15 protein-coding genes are annotated in these 15,982 nt (G+C 71.7%); 7 read left to right on the top strand and 8 right to left on the bottom strand.

Annotation, left to right across the window (positions count from 1 at the left end; genetic code table 11):
- The first annotated feature begins 99 nt into the window (after nucleotides 1-99).
- On the top strand, nucleotides 100-438 hold the full coding sequence (locus tag KBZ08_RS15210) for an RNA-binding protein (RefSeq protein WP_015108480.1): 339 nt from the start codon (nucleotides 100-102) through the stop codon (nucleotides 436-438).
- A gap of 206 nt (nucleotides 439-644) precedes the next feature.
- A complete protein-coding gene (locus tag KBZ08_RS15205; protein WP_106222685.1) occupies nucleotides 645-857 on the top strand; it encodes a hypothetical protein in 213 nt (70 codons plus the stop codon).
- Here the strand turns inward: KBZ08_RS15205 and KBZ08_RS15200 are convergent.
- Both KBZ08_RS15200 and KBZ08_RS15195 read right to left on the bottom strand, forming a co-directional pair.
- Nucleotides 836-1,729, bottom strand: coding sequence for a transglutaminase family protein (locus tag KBZ08_RS15200; RefSeq protein ID WP_106222686.1), 894 nt, complete (start codon nucleotides 1,727-1,729; stop codon nucleotides 836-838). The two genes, KBZ08_RS15205 and KBZ08_RS15200, sit on opposite strands and share 22 nt — an antisense overlap.
- A gap of 3 nt (nucleotides 1,730-1,732) precedes the next feature.
- Entirely contained in the window at nucleotides 1,733-2,107 is a 375-nt protein-coding gene (locus tag KBZ08_RS15195; protein ID WP_106222687.1) for a hypothetical protein, read from the bottom strand.
- Between the two features lie 300 nt (nucleotides 2,108-2,407).
- Here KBZ08_RS15195 and KBZ08_RS15190 point away from each other — a divergent pair, with 300 nt between their 5' ends.
- Both KBZ08_RS15190 and KBZ08_RS16420 read left to right on the top strand, forming a co-directional pair.
- Nucleotides 2,408-2,875 carry a hypothetical protein gene (locus KBZ08_RS15190; protein ID WP_219904454.1) on the top strand — a complete coding sequence of 156 codons (468 nt, stop codon included), beginning with the start codon at nucleotides 2,408-2,410 and terminating at the stop codon, nucleotides 2,873-2,875.
- Nucleotides 2,872-3,816: a hypothetical protein gene (locus KBZ08_RS16420; protein WP_261359382.1), complete on the top strand. Its 945-nt coding sequence runs from the start codon at nucleotides 2,872-2,874 to the stop codon at nucleotides 3,814-3,816. The genes KBZ08_RS15190 and KBZ08_RS16420 overlap by 4 nt, the downstream gene beginning before the upstream one ends.
- 9 nt (nucleotides 3,817-3,825) lie before the next feature.
- On the opposite strand, the gene KBZ08_RS15175 is transcribed toward KBZ08_RS16420, so the two are convergent.
- The 4 genes from KBZ08_RS15175 to KBZ08_RS15155 form a co-directional block, all read right to left on the bottom strand.
- Nucleotides 3,826-4,278 carry a hypothetical protein gene (locus KBZ08_RS15175; protein WP_254974028.1) on the bottom strand — a complete coding sequence of 151 codons (453 nt, stop codon included), beginning with the start codon at nucleotides 4,276-4,278 and terminating at the stop codon, nucleotides 3,826-3,828.
- Nucleotides 4,279-4,631: 353 nt separating this feature from the next.
- The gene (locus KBZ08_RS15165; protein WP_254974026.1) at nucleotides 4,632-7,529 is read right to left on the bottom strand and encodes a bifunctional acetate--CoA ligase family protein/GNAT family N-acetyltransferase; all 2,898 of its coding nucleotides are present in this window, start codon (nucleotides 7,527-7,529) and stop codon (nucleotides 4,632-4,634) included.
- Nucleotides 7,526-7,972, bottom strand: coding sequence for a universal stress protein (locus KBZ08_RS15160; protein WP_254974024.1), 447 nt, complete (start codon nucleotides 7,970-7,972; stop codon nucleotides 7,526-7,528). Before KBZ08_RS15160 ends, KBZ08_RS15165 begins: the two co-directional genes overlap by 4 nt.
- A gap of 53 nt (nucleotides 7,973-8,025) precedes the next feature.
- The gene (locus KBZ08_RS15155) at nucleotides 8,026-10,110 is read right to left on the bottom strand and encodes a cation:proton antiporter (RefSeq protein ID WP_254974022.1); all 2,085 of its coding nucleotides are present in this window, start codon (nucleotides 10,108-10,110) and stop codon (nucleotides 8,026-8,028) included.
- Nucleotides 10,111-10,238: 128 nt separating this feature from the next.
- Between KBZ08_RS15155 and KBZ08_RS15150 the strand changes: the two genes are divergently transcribed.
- A complete protein-coding gene (locus tag KBZ08_RS15150; protein ID WP_254974020.1) occupies nucleotides 10,239-11,546 on the top strand; it encodes a Rieske 2Fe-2S domain-containing protein in 1,308 nt (435 codons plus the stop codon).
- A gap of 19 nt (nucleotides 11,547-11,565) precedes the next feature.
- Here the strand turns inward: KBZ08_RS15150 and KBZ08_RS15145 are convergent, their stop codons facing one another.
- Entirely contained in the window at nucleotides 11,566-12,216 is a 651-nt protein-coding gene (locus KBZ08_RS15145; protein ID WP_106222695.1) for a ParB-like protein, read from the bottom strand.
- A 97-nt stretch (nucleotides 12,217-12,313) separates the two neighbouring features.
- Here KBZ08_RS15145 and KBZ08_RS15140 point away from each other — a divergent pair, with 97 nt between their 5' ends.
- Nucleotides 12,314-13,435: a sirohydrochlorin chelatase gene (locus KBZ08_RS15140; RefSeq protein ID WP_106222727.1), complete on the top strand. Its 1,122-nt coding sequence runs from the start codon at nucleotides 12,314-12,316 to the stop codon at nucleotides 13,433-13,435.
- Between the two features lie 395 nt (nucleotides 13,436-13,830).
- Nucleotides 13,831-14,064 (top strand): DUF2811 domain-containing protein, encoded by a 234-nt coding sequence (locus KBZ08_RS15135; RefSeq protein ID WP_106222696.1) that lies wholly within the window; start codon nucleotides 13,831-13,833, stop codon nucleotides 14,062-14,064.
- Between the two features lie 234 nt (nucleotides 14,065-14,298).
- Here the strand turns inward: KBZ08_RS15135 and KBZ08_RS15130 are convergent, their stop codons facing one another.
- Nucleotides 14,299-15,969, bottom strand: coding sequence for a GMC oxidoreductase (locus KBZ08_RS15130; RefSeq protein WP_254974016.1), 1,671 nt, complete (start codon nucleotides 15,967-15,969; stop codon nucleotides 14,299-14,301).
- Between the last annotated feature and the right edge of the window lie 13 nt (nucleotides 15,970-15,982).

Here is a 15,982-nt window from a genome sequence, read left to right as displayed (position 1 = left end):
GGGCTGTAGGGTAAGGAAGATTCCAAGATTTCTCTCCAGCGAGCTCATCACTTTCGAAAAGGGCTGTCGAAGGATCGGTTCATAGTTTTTTTCAGGTTCATGACCATTTACATCGGAAATCTTTCCTTCGACGCCGAAGTGGAAGACGTGAAGAATCTTTTCGCTCAGTACGGCGAACTTCGCCAGTGCACCCTGCCCCTCGATCGCGACACGGGTCGTAAGCGCGGTTTTGCGTTCGTCGAGATGACCAACGACGCCGACGAGACCAAGGCCATCGATGACCTCCAGGATGTCGAGTGGATGGGCCGCAGCATCCGGGTGAACAAGGCCGAGCCCCGCACCGGCGGCGGCGGTGGCGGTGGTCGCTCCGGCGGCGGCGGCGGTTACGGCGGTGGTGGTGGCGGCTATGGCGGCGGCGGTGGCCGCAGCCGCTACTGAGTCATTCCCGGCTGATCGGCCCCTTGCGGGGGGCCTTCTTTTCACCGCTCCCGGTTCTCCGGGGGCGGTTTTCTGTTTTCCGGGGTGGTTCCCGGCCCGTTGGTCCCCCCGCCCGCCGCCGGCGCCCCGTGTGGGGAGTCCGGCACGGATCGAAAGACACTCTGCTGCTGGGGCCGCTTGGGGTGGTCGGGGAGCAGATTGGGCGCATGAGTGATGCAAGCCCTCGCGGCCGTTACCGGGTCCGACCCGCTGACCAGAACGAGACCACCGTGCCCAGCGAGGTGACCGGCCCCACCTTCGACCACCGCGACGAGGCTGAGCGGTACGCCCACAACCTGGTGCTCACCCACCGGGCCCCGGTGGTGGTGGAGAAGCTGGCGCCCGCCGGCTGCTGGCTTCAGCTCGGGATCATCGGCTGAGGCGGAACCCCCAGCTCCCCGAGCTCCTCGGCGGCCTGCAGGCGGATCAGGTAGGCCAGGCTGGAGCCCACACCGGTGCCCCGGTAGCGACCGCTGACCGGCGCCGCCAGGTGATGATCTGGCGCGGCAGCCAGGATGACGTGGCCGTCGGCCACCGCCAGGCCCAGGCTGGGGTCGAAGCCCCTCCACCCGCCTCCGGGCAGATACACCTCCGCCCAGGCGTGCAGTTCGTGCTCGCTCACCTCGGGGGGATGGTGCATCGAGTAGCCGCTCACGAACCGGGCCGCCAGTCCCTGGCTGCGGCAGGCCGCCACGAAGAGCATGGCGGTGTCCCGGCAGGCTCCCGTGCGCGTGCGCAGCGTCTCGGCCGCATCGGTGGGTTCCCCTTCCAGCCGGCCGACATGGTGAAACCCGTGGTGGATCCCATCGGCGAGGGCGCTGAGGAAGGCGGTGGCCGACCCGTCGACACCGTCGGCGATGGCCTGGGCCCAGTCGCGCACGCTGGAGTCGGTCCGATCCTGCAGGCAGCCCGCCAGGGAGCGGGCCTCCGCCTCCGGGTAGGTCACCGGCAGCTGCTGGGCCCCTCGGTGGGTGACGATCCAGTCGAAGGGGTTGCAGCGCAGGGTCTCCACCAGCATGTCCACCGTGATCGTGAGCTGGTCGCGCTCCTGCTGGAACCAGGCCACCATCGCGTCGGTGCCATCGGGCTCCAGCACCCGGCTCAGGCCCGCTGGAGCCTCCTCCAGCCGCAGATGGTGCTCAAGGATCCTCTGGCTGCCGTCCTGCCGGGGAGTGAGCCGCAGGGCCATCGGCTCCAGGAAGACGGGGCGCTCGTAGGTGTAGCTGAGACGGTGGTGGATGCGGAAGAACATCGCTCAGCCCATGGCCTCGCGCAGGACGTCCTGGAGGTCGTCATCGATGACGTAGGTGTGCAGCGGTTCCGTGTCCAGGTCCTCGACGAGGGGGAAGAAGCGCACGGAAAACCAGGCCTCGAAGAGTTCCAGGCTGCGGGGGTGGGGCCAGCGGCTGCGGTCGCGGCACCAGAGGTCGAGCTCGGCGGCGAAGATGTCCCCGTAGCTGTCGAGCAGCCGGTCCTGGGCCTCGAGCTCGCTGTCGTAGGTGGGGATCAGGTAGAGGCTGTGGTCCTCCCCCAGCCCTTCCATGTCCTCCCGGGTCCAGAAGGGCCGGGTCCAGTCCACCATCGGCTGCCGGGGGGCCACCGCGATCGCGCAGCGGTTGAGAACGGCCATCGATGGGTTGTCTGTGGCTGCTTCAACGCTAGCGAGGTCGGGCCTGGCGAGCAGCGACCATCGATCAGGCATCGGCCAGGCATCGATCAGGGATCCGCCAGGCATCGGCCGGCCTTCGATGGTTGCCAGCCCGGACCCCCCATGGCCACGATGTGTTCATCGCTACCCAGCCATCGGCGCCTGCCGCTGCCCGCCCGTCCCATGCCTCTCCGCCGGAACCCCCTTCGCCCCAGCGCCCACCCCACAGGCCGCCGAGCCCGGTGCCCGATCCCGGCGGGGGTCAGCCCTGCGGCCGGCCTGATGGCCGCAGGGCTGCTGGCTGTGGCGCCGGCGAGCCTGGCCCAGCAGGATCCCTCCGCCACGGTGCTCTACACCCTGGCGACCCAGTGCGCGCTGAAGGGCGCGGCCCCTGTGCCCTGCACCGTGGAGGCGGTGGACAGCGGCGGCGCCACCCTCTACCGCCATCGCATCGGCACCGGCGTCGAAACGGTCCGCATCACCTCGGAGCCGGTGACCATGGCGATCTGGGCCCACGACGCCCGCAGCTGGCGGCCCCTGCGGGGGGCCTCGGCCCGTTTCTCCACCAACACGGTCTGCTTCAACGGCCAGGACCTCTGCGTGGTCAACCCCAATTACCTCAACAGCGTCCGGCAGGATCGCGCCAACACCCGCCTCCAGGGCCGTGATCTGGTGATGGTGCATTTCGGCGCTGACGGCCGGGTGGACGCCAGCTGTTACGACGACGCCTGCGCCCTGTTGCTGAAATGAAGAACCTCAGCGGATTCGCCCTGTTGCTGGCCGGTGTGATCGCCTCCCCGGTCGGGGCTGGCCTGGCCTTGGAGCTTTCCTCCCCCCACGGCGGTGAGTTGATCGCCCGCGGCGGCGGCGGTGGCGCCCGCGGCGGTGGTGGCGCCCGGATGGGCGGCGGTGGTGGCGGCGCGAGAGTCGGGGGCGGTGGCGGTGGCCTCGGCCGCGCTGGCAGTGGCGGATCCCTGGGCCGCAGCGGTTTCCAGGGATCCGGCGGGGCCGGCGGACTGAACCGGGGCGTCACCCGGCCCGCCGGAGGCTGGAGCAGCGGCGTCGCCGGCGGTGGCCTGGGCGGCCCCTCGTTGAATCGTCCTGCGGCGCGCCCCGGGGGCGTGGTCGGCAACCCGGGCCTCAACAGGCCCGCCGGAACCGGAACGCTCAACCGCAACGTCAACGCCAACCTGAACCGGAACGTCAACGTCAACCGGAACATCAACCGCAGCGTCAACGTCAACCGCAACTGGAACCGTGCCGTCAACGTCAACGCCATCGGCGTGCGGCCCGGCTGGGCCCGTCCGGGCTGGGGCGTGGCCCGGCCCTGGAACCACGGCTGGTACGGCGGCTGGGCCACCCCGTCCTGGGGCTGGTGGGGGGCCAGCGCCGCCGCCTGGGGGGTGGGTGCCCTGGCGACGGCTTCGATCATCAACAGCGCGGTGGATGCGGCGGTGGCCAGCAACCAGACCGTGATCGTGGTGCCCAACACCCAGTACCAGCTGCTGTTCGGCACGGTCCAGCCGACCGGCACCAGCACGGTGGCCTTTGATGTCAGCGCCAACGGCAGCGTCTACCAGCTGTCGGCCGACTGTCAGTCGGGGCTGCTGAACGGCCAGGTGCCGGGCAATGCCCAGGAAGCGGAACTCCTCAATGCCGCCTGTCAGGTGGCCTTCGGAACCGCTTCCTGAGCCGGGGGCTCACCAGGGCAGGGGAGCCCGCTGGGAGCCGATGCTGCAGCCCATCTGCTGACCCAGCAGGGCCCCGAGCGGCACGGCCCAGGTGCGGCCGTCCTGGCGGGAGGCCGCGTAGCCCAGGCCACCGCCGATGATGCCGCCCACCAGCCGACCCACGTTGCAGCGCTGGGCCGTCTGGGCCTGGATGTAGTCGGGGGCCACCGGCAGGTTGGCCCGGTAGCGGTCGACGTCATAGTCGGCCCGGTAGCCGCCGCCGTAGCCGTCGCCGTAGGAGGAGGGGCTGGGGAGGGTCGGCACGGGGTAGGGAACGCGGCGGCTGTCGACCTGACGGGTGGCGCCGGACGGGCCCCAGGGACCGGCCAAGGCCTCCAGGGGAGCGGCGAGAAGGGCCAGGACGCCGGTGGTGCCCAGCAGGCCCGCGACGCGGCGGGACGCCTGGCGAAGGAAGGTGTTCATGGTGTTCGCGTTGTGAGGAGCGACCCCTGAGGTGGGGCTGACATCAATCAAGCGAAGCGATGTGACCGATCCATGAACGGCTGGCGGCCGATGTCCGACAGGATGCGACTCCGGCCCCAGCCATGGCCTCTGCCCCGCTGGCGGGGTCCAGTGCATCGCTTGTTTGACGACCCCTGGCCGGATCGCTCCGCCGTTGCCAGCGTGAACGGGAGGGTGGGAGAACCCGATGAGCTGGAGCGAACTGGAGCGCCTCGTCGATGAGGCCGAGACGGATGAGGTGATCCGCCGCGGGTTGCGCCATTGCCGCTCCTGCCCGGAGCTGATCCTGGCCGCCCGCCGGCTGGGTTACCACGTCACGCGGGTGGATCTGCAGCGGGCCTGGCAGCTGCACCGGCTGGCGGCACCGTCCCGGTCCGTTCCGGCGCAACGGCGGCCGGCTCCAGGAGGCTGATCTCGGCGTGCACGCACTCGGCCGTGGGCCGGAGCTGGAAGCCCAGCTTCCGGCACACGTGCTGCATGCCCCGGTTCTCGTGCAGGATCTCGGCGCTGATGCGCTCGAGCCCCTCGGATCGGCCGATCTCCAGCAGCAGACCCAGCAGGGCCGTGCCCAGTCCCTGCCGCTGCCACGGATCGGCGATCAGCATGGCGAACTCGGCCGCGTTCTCGTCGTGGATCCGGCTGAGCCGGCCCACCCCTAGCAGCTCGGCCGCCGCCCCGTTCTCCCCCGCCCGCTCCGCCACCAGGGCCATCTCCCGGTCGTAGTCGGTGAAGCAGATGCGGGTGAGCCGCTCGTGGGCGATCCGGTGGCCCAGGGTCATCAGATGGAAGTAGCGGAAGTAGACGCTCTGCTCCGAGAGGGTGCGATGGAACGCCACCACCAGGGGTTCGTCCTCCGGCCGGATCGGCCGCAGCGTCACCGGGGAGCCGTCGGGCAGGCGCCAGTCGCGGACGTAGGCGCTGGGGTAGGGCCGGATCGCCGGCCTGGGGGTGAAGCAGCTGGCTCCGGAGGAGGCCTGCAGCAGCACCCGGGCGTCGAGGGCCACCAGGGCGCCGTCCCCGCCCCCCGGCGCCACCCGCAGCGGATTGATGTCGAGTTCGAGGATGGCGGGGTGCTCCAGCACCAGCCGGCTCAGGCGCACCAGCAGCCGTTCGAGCGCCGCCAGATCCACCGGCGGTCGTCCGCGCACCCCCTGCAGCGCCGCATAGATCCGGGTGCGCTCCATCAGCCGCCGGGCCAGGGTGGTGTTCAGCGGCGGCAGGGCCACGGCACTGTCCTGGAACACCTCCACCAGCAGGCCGCCGGTGCCGAACAGGATCACCGGTCCGAACTGGGGATCGATGCTGCTGCCGACGATCAGTTCGTAGGTTCCGGTCAGGTCCAGCATCGGCTGGACGGTCACCCCGCCGAAGGCGCTCGCCCCGTGCCGGGCGACGATCGCGCGCTCCATGGTCCGGTAGGCCCGGGCCACCGCCTCCCCGTCGGGCAGGTTCAGCTGCACCCCGCCGACGTCACTCTTGTGGGTGAGCTCCGCGGAGAGCAGCTTCACCACCACCGGGTAGCCCATGGCCTCGGCGGCGGCGCTGGCCGCCTCGGCGCTCAGGGCCATGTGGGTGGGGAGCGTGGGAATGCCGTAGGCCGTCAGCACCTGCTTGGCTTCCCATTCGTTGAGCAGGGTGCGCCCTTCGGCCTGCACAGCGCCCAGCAGCTCCTCCACCCGCCGGCGGTCGACGTGGGGCTCGTCGGCACCGGCCGCCACCGCGGCGTCCGTGGTGGCGGCCGGCTCCATTTCCGGCACCAGGGCCGGCGTTTCGTAGAGGGCGCGCAGGTTGTCGCTGTAGCGCCACATGGCATCGAACAGCCGCACGGCCGCGTCCGGGTAGCGGTAGGTGGCGATGCCGGCGGCATTGAGCAGGCGCTCCCCCGGCTCCACGTCCGGGCCCCCCATCCAGCTGGCCAGCAGGGGCTTGGTGGTCGTGGCCGCCAGGGCCACCAGCCGTTCGGCCGTGGCGGTCGGGTCGGTCATGGCCTGGGGGGTGAGCACCACCAGCAGCCCGTCGCTGTCGGGGTTCTCCAGGGCCAGGCGGATGGCCTGCCCGTAGCGCTCCGGATCGGCGTCCCCGAGGATGTCGATCGGGTTGGCCCGGCTCCAGTGCTCCGGCAGCACGGCATCGAGGGCCGTCAGGGTCGCCTCCGGGAGCCTGGCCAGGGCGCCCCCGTGGCGCACCAGGGCGTCGGTGGCGAGCACGCCCGGGCCGCCGGCATTGGTGAGGATCGTCAGCCGCGGCCCCAGGGGACGGCGGCGCTGCTTGGAGAGCACCTCGGCCAGGTCGAAGAGGTCGGCGATGCTGTCCACCCGCAGCACGCCGCAGCGCCGGAAGGCGGCATCGAGCACGGCGTCGCTGCCGGTCAGGGCGCCGGTGTGGGAGGCCGCCGCCTGGGCCGCCTCCGCCGTGCGCCCGGCCTTGATCACCACGATCGGCTTGGTGAGGGCCACCTCCCGCGCCGCCGAGAGGAACGAGCGGGGATCCCCGATCGACTCCATGTAGATGACGATGCTGTGGGTCTGGGGGTCGTCCCCCAGGTAGGTGATCAGATCCCCCCAGTCCACATCGAGCATCGAGCCCATCGAGACGAAGGCGCTGAAGCCCACGTTCTCCTGCAGGCTCCAGTCGAGGACCGCGGTGCAGATCGCCCCCGACTGGCTCAGGAAGCCCACATGGCCGGGGCGGGCGAAGGTGCCGGCGAAGGTGGCGTTGAGGCCGGTGCGGGGATTCATCAGCCCCAGGCAGTTGGGGCCCACCAGCCGCATGCCGGAGCGGCGCAGACCATCGCGGATGCGGGCCTCCAGGGCGATGCCGGCGGCGCCGATCTCGCGGAAGCCCGCGGAGAGCACGATCACCCCCTTCACCCCCGCCGCCGCACAGGCCTCGATCAGGGCCGGCACCGTGGCGGCCGGGGTGGCGATCACCGCCAGATCCACCGCCTCGGGCACCTCCGCCACCGTGGCGTAGGCCCGGATCCCCAGCACACTGGAACGCTTCGGGTTGACGGGGTAGACGGTGCCGCCGAAGGGATGGCTGATCAGGTTCCACAGCACCCCCCGGCCGACGCTGCCCGGCCGGTCGGAGGCGCCGATCACCGCCACGCTGCGGGGGGAGAAGAGCGCCGCCAGCGGCTGGTGCTGGGAGCGCAGGATGTCGTAGGCCCGATCGGAGGCGCCGTCGCCCCCTGCGGAGGCGAGAGCGCTCATCGGTACACCAGGACCGGACAGGGGGACTGGACCAGCACCCGCTGGGTCTCGCTGCCGATCAGCATCCCCACCAGGCCGCGGCGGCCGTGGGAGGCCATCAGGATCAGATCACATCCCAGCCGGGTGGCGGCCTCGACGATGGCCTGGTGGGGCAGGTCGCTCATCACCTTCTCGCCGGTGGCGCTGACGCCGGCCTGCTTCGCCACCGCCAGGGACTCCTCCAGGATCCGCTCCACGTCCTTGCGGCTGGCACTCATCAGGGCCTCCATCGTGGTGGCATCGAGCATCTCGCCGAGCCCCACCACCTGCACCGGCACGCTGGCCTGGGCATGGAAGAAGGTGATGCGGGCCCCCAGGGCCGCGGCCAGGGCCACGGCATGGCGCACGGCCTGCATCGAGAGCTCGGAGCCGTCGCTGGGAACCAGGAGGTGGCTGTAGGGCATGGGAGCTGGGGTTCTCCCCTCTGTCTACTCATGGCCCCGGATCAGTGCCGGGGTCAGTGGAGTGGATCGCTGATCACCAGAACCGAGCAGGCCAGCCGCCGCAGCAGCCCGGTGGCCTGGTCGCTGGCGGGAATCGGCAGGCCCTCCACCAGGCGCCGCAGGGAGCGCAGGATCACCAGATCGTGGCTCTCGCTGCTGCGCTCGATCGCATCGGCCACGTTCGGATCGGCCAGGAGTTCCACCGCCACCGGCACGGCCCTACCGGTACCGGGCGGGGACGGGATCCAGGCCTGGAGCTGGCGGGTCAGCCGCTCCCGCTCCGCCTGGGGCAGCCAGGGCTCGTGCACGTGCAGCAGGGTGATGGCGGCCCCCTCTCCGGACGGGCAGCCCCTCAGCAGCCGCTCCGCCAGCTGGAACTGCTCCAGGGCGCCGGCGGAAAGGTCCTTCACCGGCACGAGCAGCCGCCGGAAGCCGGCCGGATCCTCCCCCAGCCGGGCCATCACCACCGGACAGTGGGCCTGGCGGCAGATGGCGGCCACCAGATCGCCGAACAGCCAGCGTCCCAGGCGGGGGCCCCTCGCCACCCCGACCAGCACCAGATCGGCGCCCTGCTCCAGGGCCGTGCGGGCAATGCCGCCCGGGATGTCGTTGTCGACCCGCAGCAGGCAGCGGCTGGGCACCCCCGCCGCCGCCGTGCAGGCATCGGCCTGCTCCAGCCGCTGCCGCCCCTCCGCCAGGGCCCGGTGCACCACGGGGGGATGGGGGCCGCGGCCCGCCCCGGCCTGGCGGGGGGACACCACCGCCAGGGGCAGCACCAGGCCCTGGCGGCCCGCCTCGCCGTCGATCAGACGGCCGGCCAGCGCCAGCAGGAACCCCTCGCTGCGGGCGTCGCTGACGGGCACCAGCACCCGCAGGGCCCGTCGCACCAGGGCCAGCTGGCCGGTCTCCTGCAGGCTGAGCTCCCGGGAGCGGCGGCTGGCCATCCGGGTCATCGCCACCGTGGTCAGGATCGGCCCCAGGGTCGCCGTCACCACCATCAGGGCCAGCACACTGTTGAGCATCCGCTCATCCAGCAGCCCCTGGCGGAACCCCACGTAGGTGGCGGCCAGGGTGGCCGCCACCTGGGGGATCGACAGCGACCAGAGGGTGAGCATCTGTGGCCCGTCGTAGCGGTACAGCAGACCCGACCACCAGGAGGCCAGCCCCTTGCTGGCGATCAGGGTCAGGATCAGGGCGACGGCGAAGACCGAGCCCGTCATGGTGCTCAGGAACACCGGCACATCGAGCAGCAGGCCCAGATCGATGAAGAACAGGGGGATGAACAGGCTCGCCCCCACCACCACCACTTGCTCCTTGACGCGGCCGTCCGGCAGCACACCGTTCACGGCCAGGCCGGCGAGGAAGGCACCGACGATCTTCTCCACACCGGCCAGTTCCGCGCCCACCGCCGCCAGAAACAGGGCCAGCAGCACCGCGACGAACAGGCGGCTGTCGCCATCAACGCTGCGGCGGATCAGCCCCCGGCCCAGCCAGCGGATCAGCAGCAGCACGGCGGCGGCATATACGGCCACCTTGAGCAGCAGCCCCACCACCCCTTCGGTGCTCAGCTGGCCCTGCCCCAGGCTGACGCAGAGGGCCAGCACCACCAGGGCGGCGATATCGGTGAAGATCGTGCCACCGATCGCCACCGTGACGCACTCCTCCCGCATGGCGCCGAAGCTGCGCACGATCGGGTATCCCAGGGGGGTGTGGGAGGCCAGGATCGAGCCGATCAGCACGGCGCTCACGGCCGGGTAGCCGTACACGAACCCCAGCACCGTGCCGGCCAGCATCGGCAGGGTGAAGGTGAGCAGCCCGAAGCGGAAGGAACGGGCCCGGATGCGCTGGAACTCCCCCAGGTCGATCTCCAGCCCGGCGATGAACAGCAGGTAGATCACCCCCACATCCGAGAGCAGCCGCACGGTCTCGCTGGTCGACACCAGCCAGCCCAGGCCGTGGGGACCGATCGCCACCCCCGCCGCCAGCAGCCCCACCAGATCGGGCAGCCGCAGCGGCCGCACCAGGGGGGGCACCACCACGCTCAGCACCAGCAGCAGGGCGAAGATCGCCAGGGGATTGCCAGCCAGGAAGGTGCCCACGGGGGATCGGGAGGGTCGGCAGGGGAGTCCTCCAGGCCGTCCTAGGAGCGCCGCCACCGGCGGTCCCCTCCCCGCCTCGTCTCGTAACGGGTCCGCACCCGTCCGCGCCCCCCACCAGAATCGGCACCATGACGCAGTCCGCCTGGCACCAGCACTGGTATCCGGTGTCCTACCTGCGGGATCTCGATCCCGCCAGGCCCACCGCCTTCACCCTCCTGGGTGAGGACCTGGTCCTCTGGTGGGACCGGGCCGGCCAGCTCTGGCGCGCCTTCGCCGATGTCTGCCCGCATCGGCTGGTGCCCCTGAGCCAGGGGCGGATCAATGCCGGCGGCGAGCTGGAGTGCCCTTACCACGGCTGGAGTTTCGCCGGTGACGGCCACTGCACCGCCATTCCCCAGGCCGAGCCGGGGGCGAGCCCCAGCGCCGTGCGCTCCCGCTGCCGGGCCTACGCCACCGCCGAGGCCCAGGGCCTGCTGTTCGTCTTCGCCGGTGAGGCGGCCGACGCCGCGGCGGTGCCCCTGCCGCTGGTGCCGGTGCTGGAGGAGCCGGGCTGGTTCGTGCAGGACACCTTCCGGGACCTGCCGATGGATGCCCTCACCCTGCTGGAGAACGTGCTCGATGTGAGCCACGTGCCCTTCACCCACCACCGCACCGTGGGCAAGCGGGAGAACGCCGCCCCGGTGGTGGCGACGATCACCGGCTCCGGTCCGGAAGGCTTCACGGCCCTGTGGGAGGAGGGCCCCCGCAAAGGCAAGCTCGGCAGCCAGCGCACCACCTACGCCGCCCCTGGCCTGATGTGGCACGACCTCACGGCGCCCGGCTTCGCCCGCATCCTCACGGTGGTCTACGCGACGCCGATCCGCCGCGGCGAGTGCCGCCTGTTCGCCCGCTTCCCCTTCCAGTTCCAGTCACGGCTGCCTCCCCTGCTGCTGGGGCTGCGGCCCCGCTGGCTGCAGCACATCGCCAACCACACCGTGCTCGAGGACGACCAGGTGTTCCTGCACTGGCAGGAGCGGGTGCTGGAGCAGCGGGGCCGCAGCGGCGGGGCCGAGCGGGCGTTCTTCCTGGCCACCGGCGCCGATGTCTATGTGAAGGCCCTGCACGACTGGGTCAACGACCACGACGGCGACCCCTTCCCCGGCCAGCCCCTGCCCCCCCGCCTCGATCGGGCGGCCCTGATGGTTCGCTGGACCAGCCACGGGCAGCACTGCGCCTCCTGCCGCGGCGCCCTGGAGGGACTGCGGCGCTGGCGGCCGCTGGTGCAGGCCATCCCCTGGCTGGCCCTGCTGGCGATCGCCTGGTGGCGGACCCCCCCGGTGCTGGTCGCGGGCCTGCTGCTGGCGGCGGCCGCGGTGCTGCTGGCCCGGCGCTTCGATCGCTGGGAGCGGCTGCTGCTGGCCGGGGATGGCGAACCGCCCCGCAACCGTCCCGACTGAGCGGGTCGGACCTGCCGGTTCAGCCTTTCCAGCCGGCCAGGTGGGAGGCGGCCCTGGAGCGCACCAGGGAACGGGCGGCCGCCAGGGCCGGGGCCAGATTGGCCGAGCTGAAGGGGGGCAGGGGGCGGCTGCGCAGCCAGGCTCCCCAGCGGAATTCGTGGAAGGGGATCAGGGGGGCCGGATCGATCATGCCCTCCTTCTTCAGCCGCCAGACCAGGGAGCGGTAGGGGTCGTCCTGCAGCTCGGGCAGGCGCTGCGGCAGGGCCGTGGGCACCAACGGGCCGTGGCCGCGGCCGTCGTAGAGGTACAGCCAGCCCCGGGCCTGCAGTTCGGCGAGCACCGCCTGGGGCGGATCGGCGGGCCGATCGAGCACCAGGTAGCCGTAGGCCATGGCGCCGGGATCCAGCTCGATCAGTCCCCGCAGGCGGTGATGGCGGTCGACCATCCAGAGCGCGTCACCCGCTCCGCGCACGAGGGGAACGGGTTTGCCGCGCAGGTAGCGCAGCCGCTGCTCCGCCGTCTCCAGGGAGAAGTCCTGCTGGCGGCTGCGCACCTCGGCCAGGCCCACGCACATCTGGGTGGGCCGCAGGTCGGCGATGGCGACGCTGAGCAGGTCCGCCTTCGGACCCGGAGGGGGCAGGGGCCGGTAGGGGGGCAGGTGCAGGCTCATGGGTGCCGGTGGCTGAACCCCATCCTGACCGCTCCGCGCCGGACCTCACCGCCACGGTTCAGCCCCGGGAATAGGGTCAGGCCAGCCACGGATGTGCATGACCACCGCCCCTGACCGAGCCATCGCTCCGGAGGGACCCCACGGCCCGATCGGGGTGCTGGTCTGTGGCCACGGCAGCCGCAACCGTCTGGCGGTGGCCGAATTCGCCTCCCTGGCCCACCAGCTCCAGCACCACCTCGCCCCGGTACCCGTGGACCACGGCTACCTGGAGTTCGCCCGGCCGATCCTGCGCGACGGCCTGGACGCCCTGCGCCAGCGCGGGGTGCGGCACGTGCTGGCCGTGCCGGCGATGCTGTTCGCCGCCGGCCACGCCAAGAACGACATCCCCTCGGTGCTCAACACCTACGCCGCCGAGACCGGGCTGCGCATCGACTACGGCCGGGAGCTTGGGGTGGACCTCAAGATGATCCAGGCCGCGGCCGCCCGCATCCGCGCTGCCCTCGAGAGCGCCGACGCCGACGCCCTCGCGGCCGGCCGCAGCCCGGTGCCGCTGCATGACACCCTGCTGGCGGTGGTGGGGCGTGGCTCCTCCGATCCGGACGCCAACTCCAACGTGGCCAAGGTGACCCGGATGCTGGTGGAGGGCTTCGGCTTCGGCTGGGGGGAGACCCTCTATTCCGGGGTCACCTTTCCCCTGGTGGAGCCGGGCCTGCGCCAGGCCGTCAAGCTCGGCTTCCGGCGCATCGTCGTCTTCCCGTACTTCCTGTTCTCCGGGGTGCTGGTGAGTCGGATCCGCCAGCACAGCGAGCGGGTGGCCGCCGACCATCCCGAGCTGGAGATGGTTCAGGCCGGCTACCTGGGCGACCATCCCCTGGTGCTGGACACCTTCCGGGAGCGGGTCGCCGAGGTGCTCGGCGGCGATGTGGCCATGAACTGCTCGCTCTGCAAGTACCGGGCCCAGGTGCTCGGGTTCGAGCGGGAGGTGGGGGCACCCCAGCACAGCCACCACCACCATGTCGAGGGGCTGGTGGAGAGCTGCACCCTCTGCGAGCGGGAATGCACCGGGGCCTGTCAACCCGACGGCGTGCCCGTTCCGCTGGGGGGCACGGGGGCTGGCCATGGCCACGGCGAGGAGGCCCATCACCACCACCACCATCCCGTCTATCCCCATGCCGACCACCCGCTGGGCCCCCGCACCCTGCGGCGGTCGACCGACTGACCTGCAGGGCGGCCAGGCCAGGGGGCCATCCTCGCCGGTCTCATCTCTCTCTGGGTCCAGAGAGACTGAGTTCTGATCACTTGTTCCGATGGTTCGGGGGTTTCCCCCACGGCGGTGCCGTTTTCCCCCGATTTGCGGCGCTTTTCCACAGATCTCGGCCTTCCGGCCGCTTCAGGACGTCAGGGCTGGGGAAAGTCATGGATGGCTTGGAACAGCCTTGACAGGGTCCGCCGCCGGCGGTCCGCTGCTCCCGTGTTCTGCAACACCTCGCCGGCAGCCCAGCCGGGGCCGCGAGTCTCATCCTCTGCGCCCAACGGGGCCTCGCCACGACCGGATTTTGACGCCGGCCATCCCCTGTGGCGTACTTGGAGCGAACTCAGTGGAATCCCAGCAGCATGGCCATGGATCCTGAGCACCCGGGGTGCGGCGGCGAAGAGGCGAGTGTGAGCCTGGAAGCCGAGGTGCCTGAGGTGCTCTACGCCGGCATGCGGGAGTTCATCGACGCCCATCCGCACTGGGACCAGTACAGCGTCATCACCTCCGCCCTGGCCGGCTTCCTGTTCCAGAACGGCTGCCAGGAGCCCGTGGTTTCCCAGCACTACCTCGACGGGCTGTTCCAGAAGCCCTGACCCGGGGGCTGAGGCTTGGGCAGGCCAGTCGCATCGAACGGGCCAGACGGACGTCCGGGCCAGGCCGACAGCGGGCCAAAAAAAAGCGGAGGTGCCAACCCCCGCCGATGGTTTTCTCCCTTGCCCGACCCTTTGGAGGTCGCCCCGTCATTGTGCGCATGGGGGGCCGCCAAGATTGTGGTGATCGACACCAGCTGTGCCCTGCTGTGACGGCTCCCTGACCGGACCGCCCGTTCAGTGGCGCCGCATCCCGGCGGCGGCGGCGGCGCAGGCCCGCCAGGTGATCGCCATTTCGGTGAGGGTGGGGCTCTGCCAGCCGGCGCTGGGCCAGCAGGCCCCATCGGAGACCAGCACATTGGCGGCCCCCCAGCAGCGGTTCCAGGGGTCGACGACCCCCTCCTCGGGGCTCTCGGCCATGCGGGCCCCGCCCAGTTCGTGGATGTAGTAGCCCGGTGGCGGCGGCTCCGGACGCACCGCCAGGCTGTTGCGGATCAGGGGTTCGAGCACCGGCAGCACGAACAGCTCCTCGATCGGCCGGATGCGGCCGCCCGCCGCGGCCACCACGGCTGCCATGCGCGCCTGCATGTGGGCCACCATCGCGGCCTCGTTGGTTCCCCAGCGGCAGTCGATGTGGGGGATCGGCAGGTCCCAGGCGTCGGTGCGGGAACCATCCAGGCTCACCCGGTTCCCGGCCCGGGGCAGCACCTCCCCATGGCCGATCAGGAAGCCGACCGCCTCCCCGGGCCGGCGGCGCAGCAGGGCGGGGGGATCGAAGCGCTGCAGGGCGGCCCAGATGCCGTAGCCGCGCAGGAAGGCCTCCGAGCTGCCTTCCTCGAGGTTCACGGTGTTGGGGATGAAACAGCTGCCGGCCCCGGAGAGCTCGGCCGGTTCGGGGGGCGCCCCGATCGCGGGGATCGAGAAGAAGCGGCTGGTGGAGATGTGGTCCATCAGGTAGCGGCCCAGGCTGCCCGAGGGGTCGCTCAGGCCGCCGCTGCGTACGGCGTCGCTCGAGTGCAGCAGCAGCCGGACCGTTTCGATCGTGGAGGCGCAGAGCACCACCAGGGGGGCGGCGAGGCGCTCCCGCCCGCCGCTGGCCGCGTCCACCAGCACCACCGCCTCGGCCCGCCGCCCGCTCCGGTCCATCTCCAGATGGCTCACCACCGCACCGCTGCGCAGCTGCACCCGGCCCGTCGCCAGGGCCCGGGCCAGGCTGCGGCCCTGGGCGCTGGAGGGGGGCCAGGGTGCCGCCGGGGTGGGCCGGTGCAGGCGGAAACCGCGGGAGTGGATCAGGGGCAGCCCCAGCTCGCGACCGATCGCCGTCTGCAGGTGTTTCTCCCCCGGCGTGAAGGGCAGGGGCGGCAGGTATCGTCCGTCCGGCAGCTGGGGCAGCCCGTCCCGCTGGCCGTGCACCCCCAGCAGGGTCTCGAGCCGGTCATAGAAGGGCGCCAGCTCGGCGGTGCCGATCGGCCAGGCGGGGCCATGGCCGTCCCGCCGGCCCGCCTGGAACTCGGCCTCCGACAGGCGCAGGGTGATGCCCCCCCAGGTGAGGCTCTTGCCGCCCACCTGGCGCCCCCGGGTCCAGAGGAAGGGGGCGTCCGGTGGGGTGCTGTAGGGGTTCTGCCGTTCGTCGACGAACAGCTCGGGGTTGTGCTTCCAGAAGCCCGGATGGTGCCGCTGCAGGCGCTGGCGGCCGCTGCTCAGGTGGGCGAGACGGTGCAGGCTGTTGAGCGGTTCGCTGCCCAGGGCGCGACGGGCGGAGAGGTCCGGCCCCGCCTCGAGCACCAGCACCCGCAGCCCCGCCTCCGCCAGCACCATGGCGGCCACCGACCCGTTGGCCCCTGCCCCCACCACCACGGCATCCCACGGCAGGTCACTGCCGGCGGTGGGGGATGGGACAGCGGACATCGGCAGGCGGACC

Origin of the sequence: Cyanobium sp. Candia 9D4, from assembly GCF_024346155.1 — a bacterium.
GTDB classification, from domain to species: domain Bacteria; phylum Cyanobacteriota; class Cyanobacteriia; order PCC-6307; family Cyanobiaceae; genus Cyanobium; species Cyanobium minutissimum.
This window is presented reverse-complemented; position numbering and strand designations above follow the sequence as displayed.

Bases quoted from the DNA above. Each gene is read 5' to 3' on its own strand.
- KBZ08_RS15210 (WP_015108480.1), top strand. From the start codon at position 100: ATGACCATTTACATCGGAAATCTTTCCTTCGACGCCGAAGTGGAAGAC.
- KBZ08_RS15205 (WP_106222685.1), top strand. From the start codon at position 645: ATGAGTGATGCAAGCCCTCGCGGCCGTTACCGGGTCCGACCCGCTGAC.
- KBZ08_RS15200 (WP_106222686.1), bottom strand. From the start codon at position 1,729: ATGTTCTTCCGCATCCACCACCGTCTCAGCTACACCTACGAGCGCCCC.
- KBZ08_RS15195 (WP_106222687.1), bottom strand. From the start codon at position 2,107: ATGGCCGTTCTCAACCGCTGCGCGATCGCGGTGGCCCCCCGGCAGCCG.
- KBZ08_RS15190 (WP_219904454.1), top strand. From the start codon at position 2,408: ATGGCCGCAGGGCTGCTGGCTGTGGCGCCGGCGAGCCTGGCCCAGCAG.
- KBZ08_RS16420 (WP_261359382.1), top strand. From the start codon at position 2,872: ATGAAGAACCTCAGCGGATTCGCCCTGTTGCTGGCCGGTGTGATCGCC.
- KBZ08_RS15175 (WP_254974028.1), bottom strand. From the start codon at position 4,278: ATGAACACCTTCCTTCGCCAGGCGTCCCGCCGCGTCGCGGGCCTGCTG.
- KBZ08_RS15165 (WP_254974026.1), bottom strand. From the start codon at position 7,529: ATGAGCGCTCTCGCCTCCGCAGGGGGCGACGGCGCCTCCGATCGGGCC.
- KBZ08_RS15160 (WP_254974024.1), bottom strand. From the start codon at position 7,972: ATGCCCTACAGCCACCTCCTGGTTCCCAGCGACGGCTCCGAGCTCTCG.
- KBZ08_RS15150 (WP_254974020.1), top strand. From the start codon at position 10,239: ATGACGCAGTCCGCCTGGCACCAGCACTGGTATCCGGTGTCCTACCTG.
- KBZ08_RS15145 (WP_106222695.1), bottom strand. From the start codon at position 12,216: ATGAGCCTGCACCTGCCCCCCTACCGGCCCCTGCCCCCTCCGGGTCCG.
- KBZ08_RS15140 (WP_106222727.1), top strand. From the start codon at position 12,314: ATGACCACCGCCCCTGACCGAGCCATCGCTCCGGAGGGACCCCACGGC.
- KBZ08_RS15135 (WP_106222696.1), top strand. From the start codon at position 13,831: ATGGCCATGGATCCTGAGCACCCGGGGTGCGGCGGCGAAGAGGCGAGT.
- KBZ08_RS15130 (WP_254974016.1), bottom strand. From the start codon at position 15,969: ATGTCCGCTGTCCCATCCCCCACCGCCGGCAGTGACCTGCCGTGGGAT.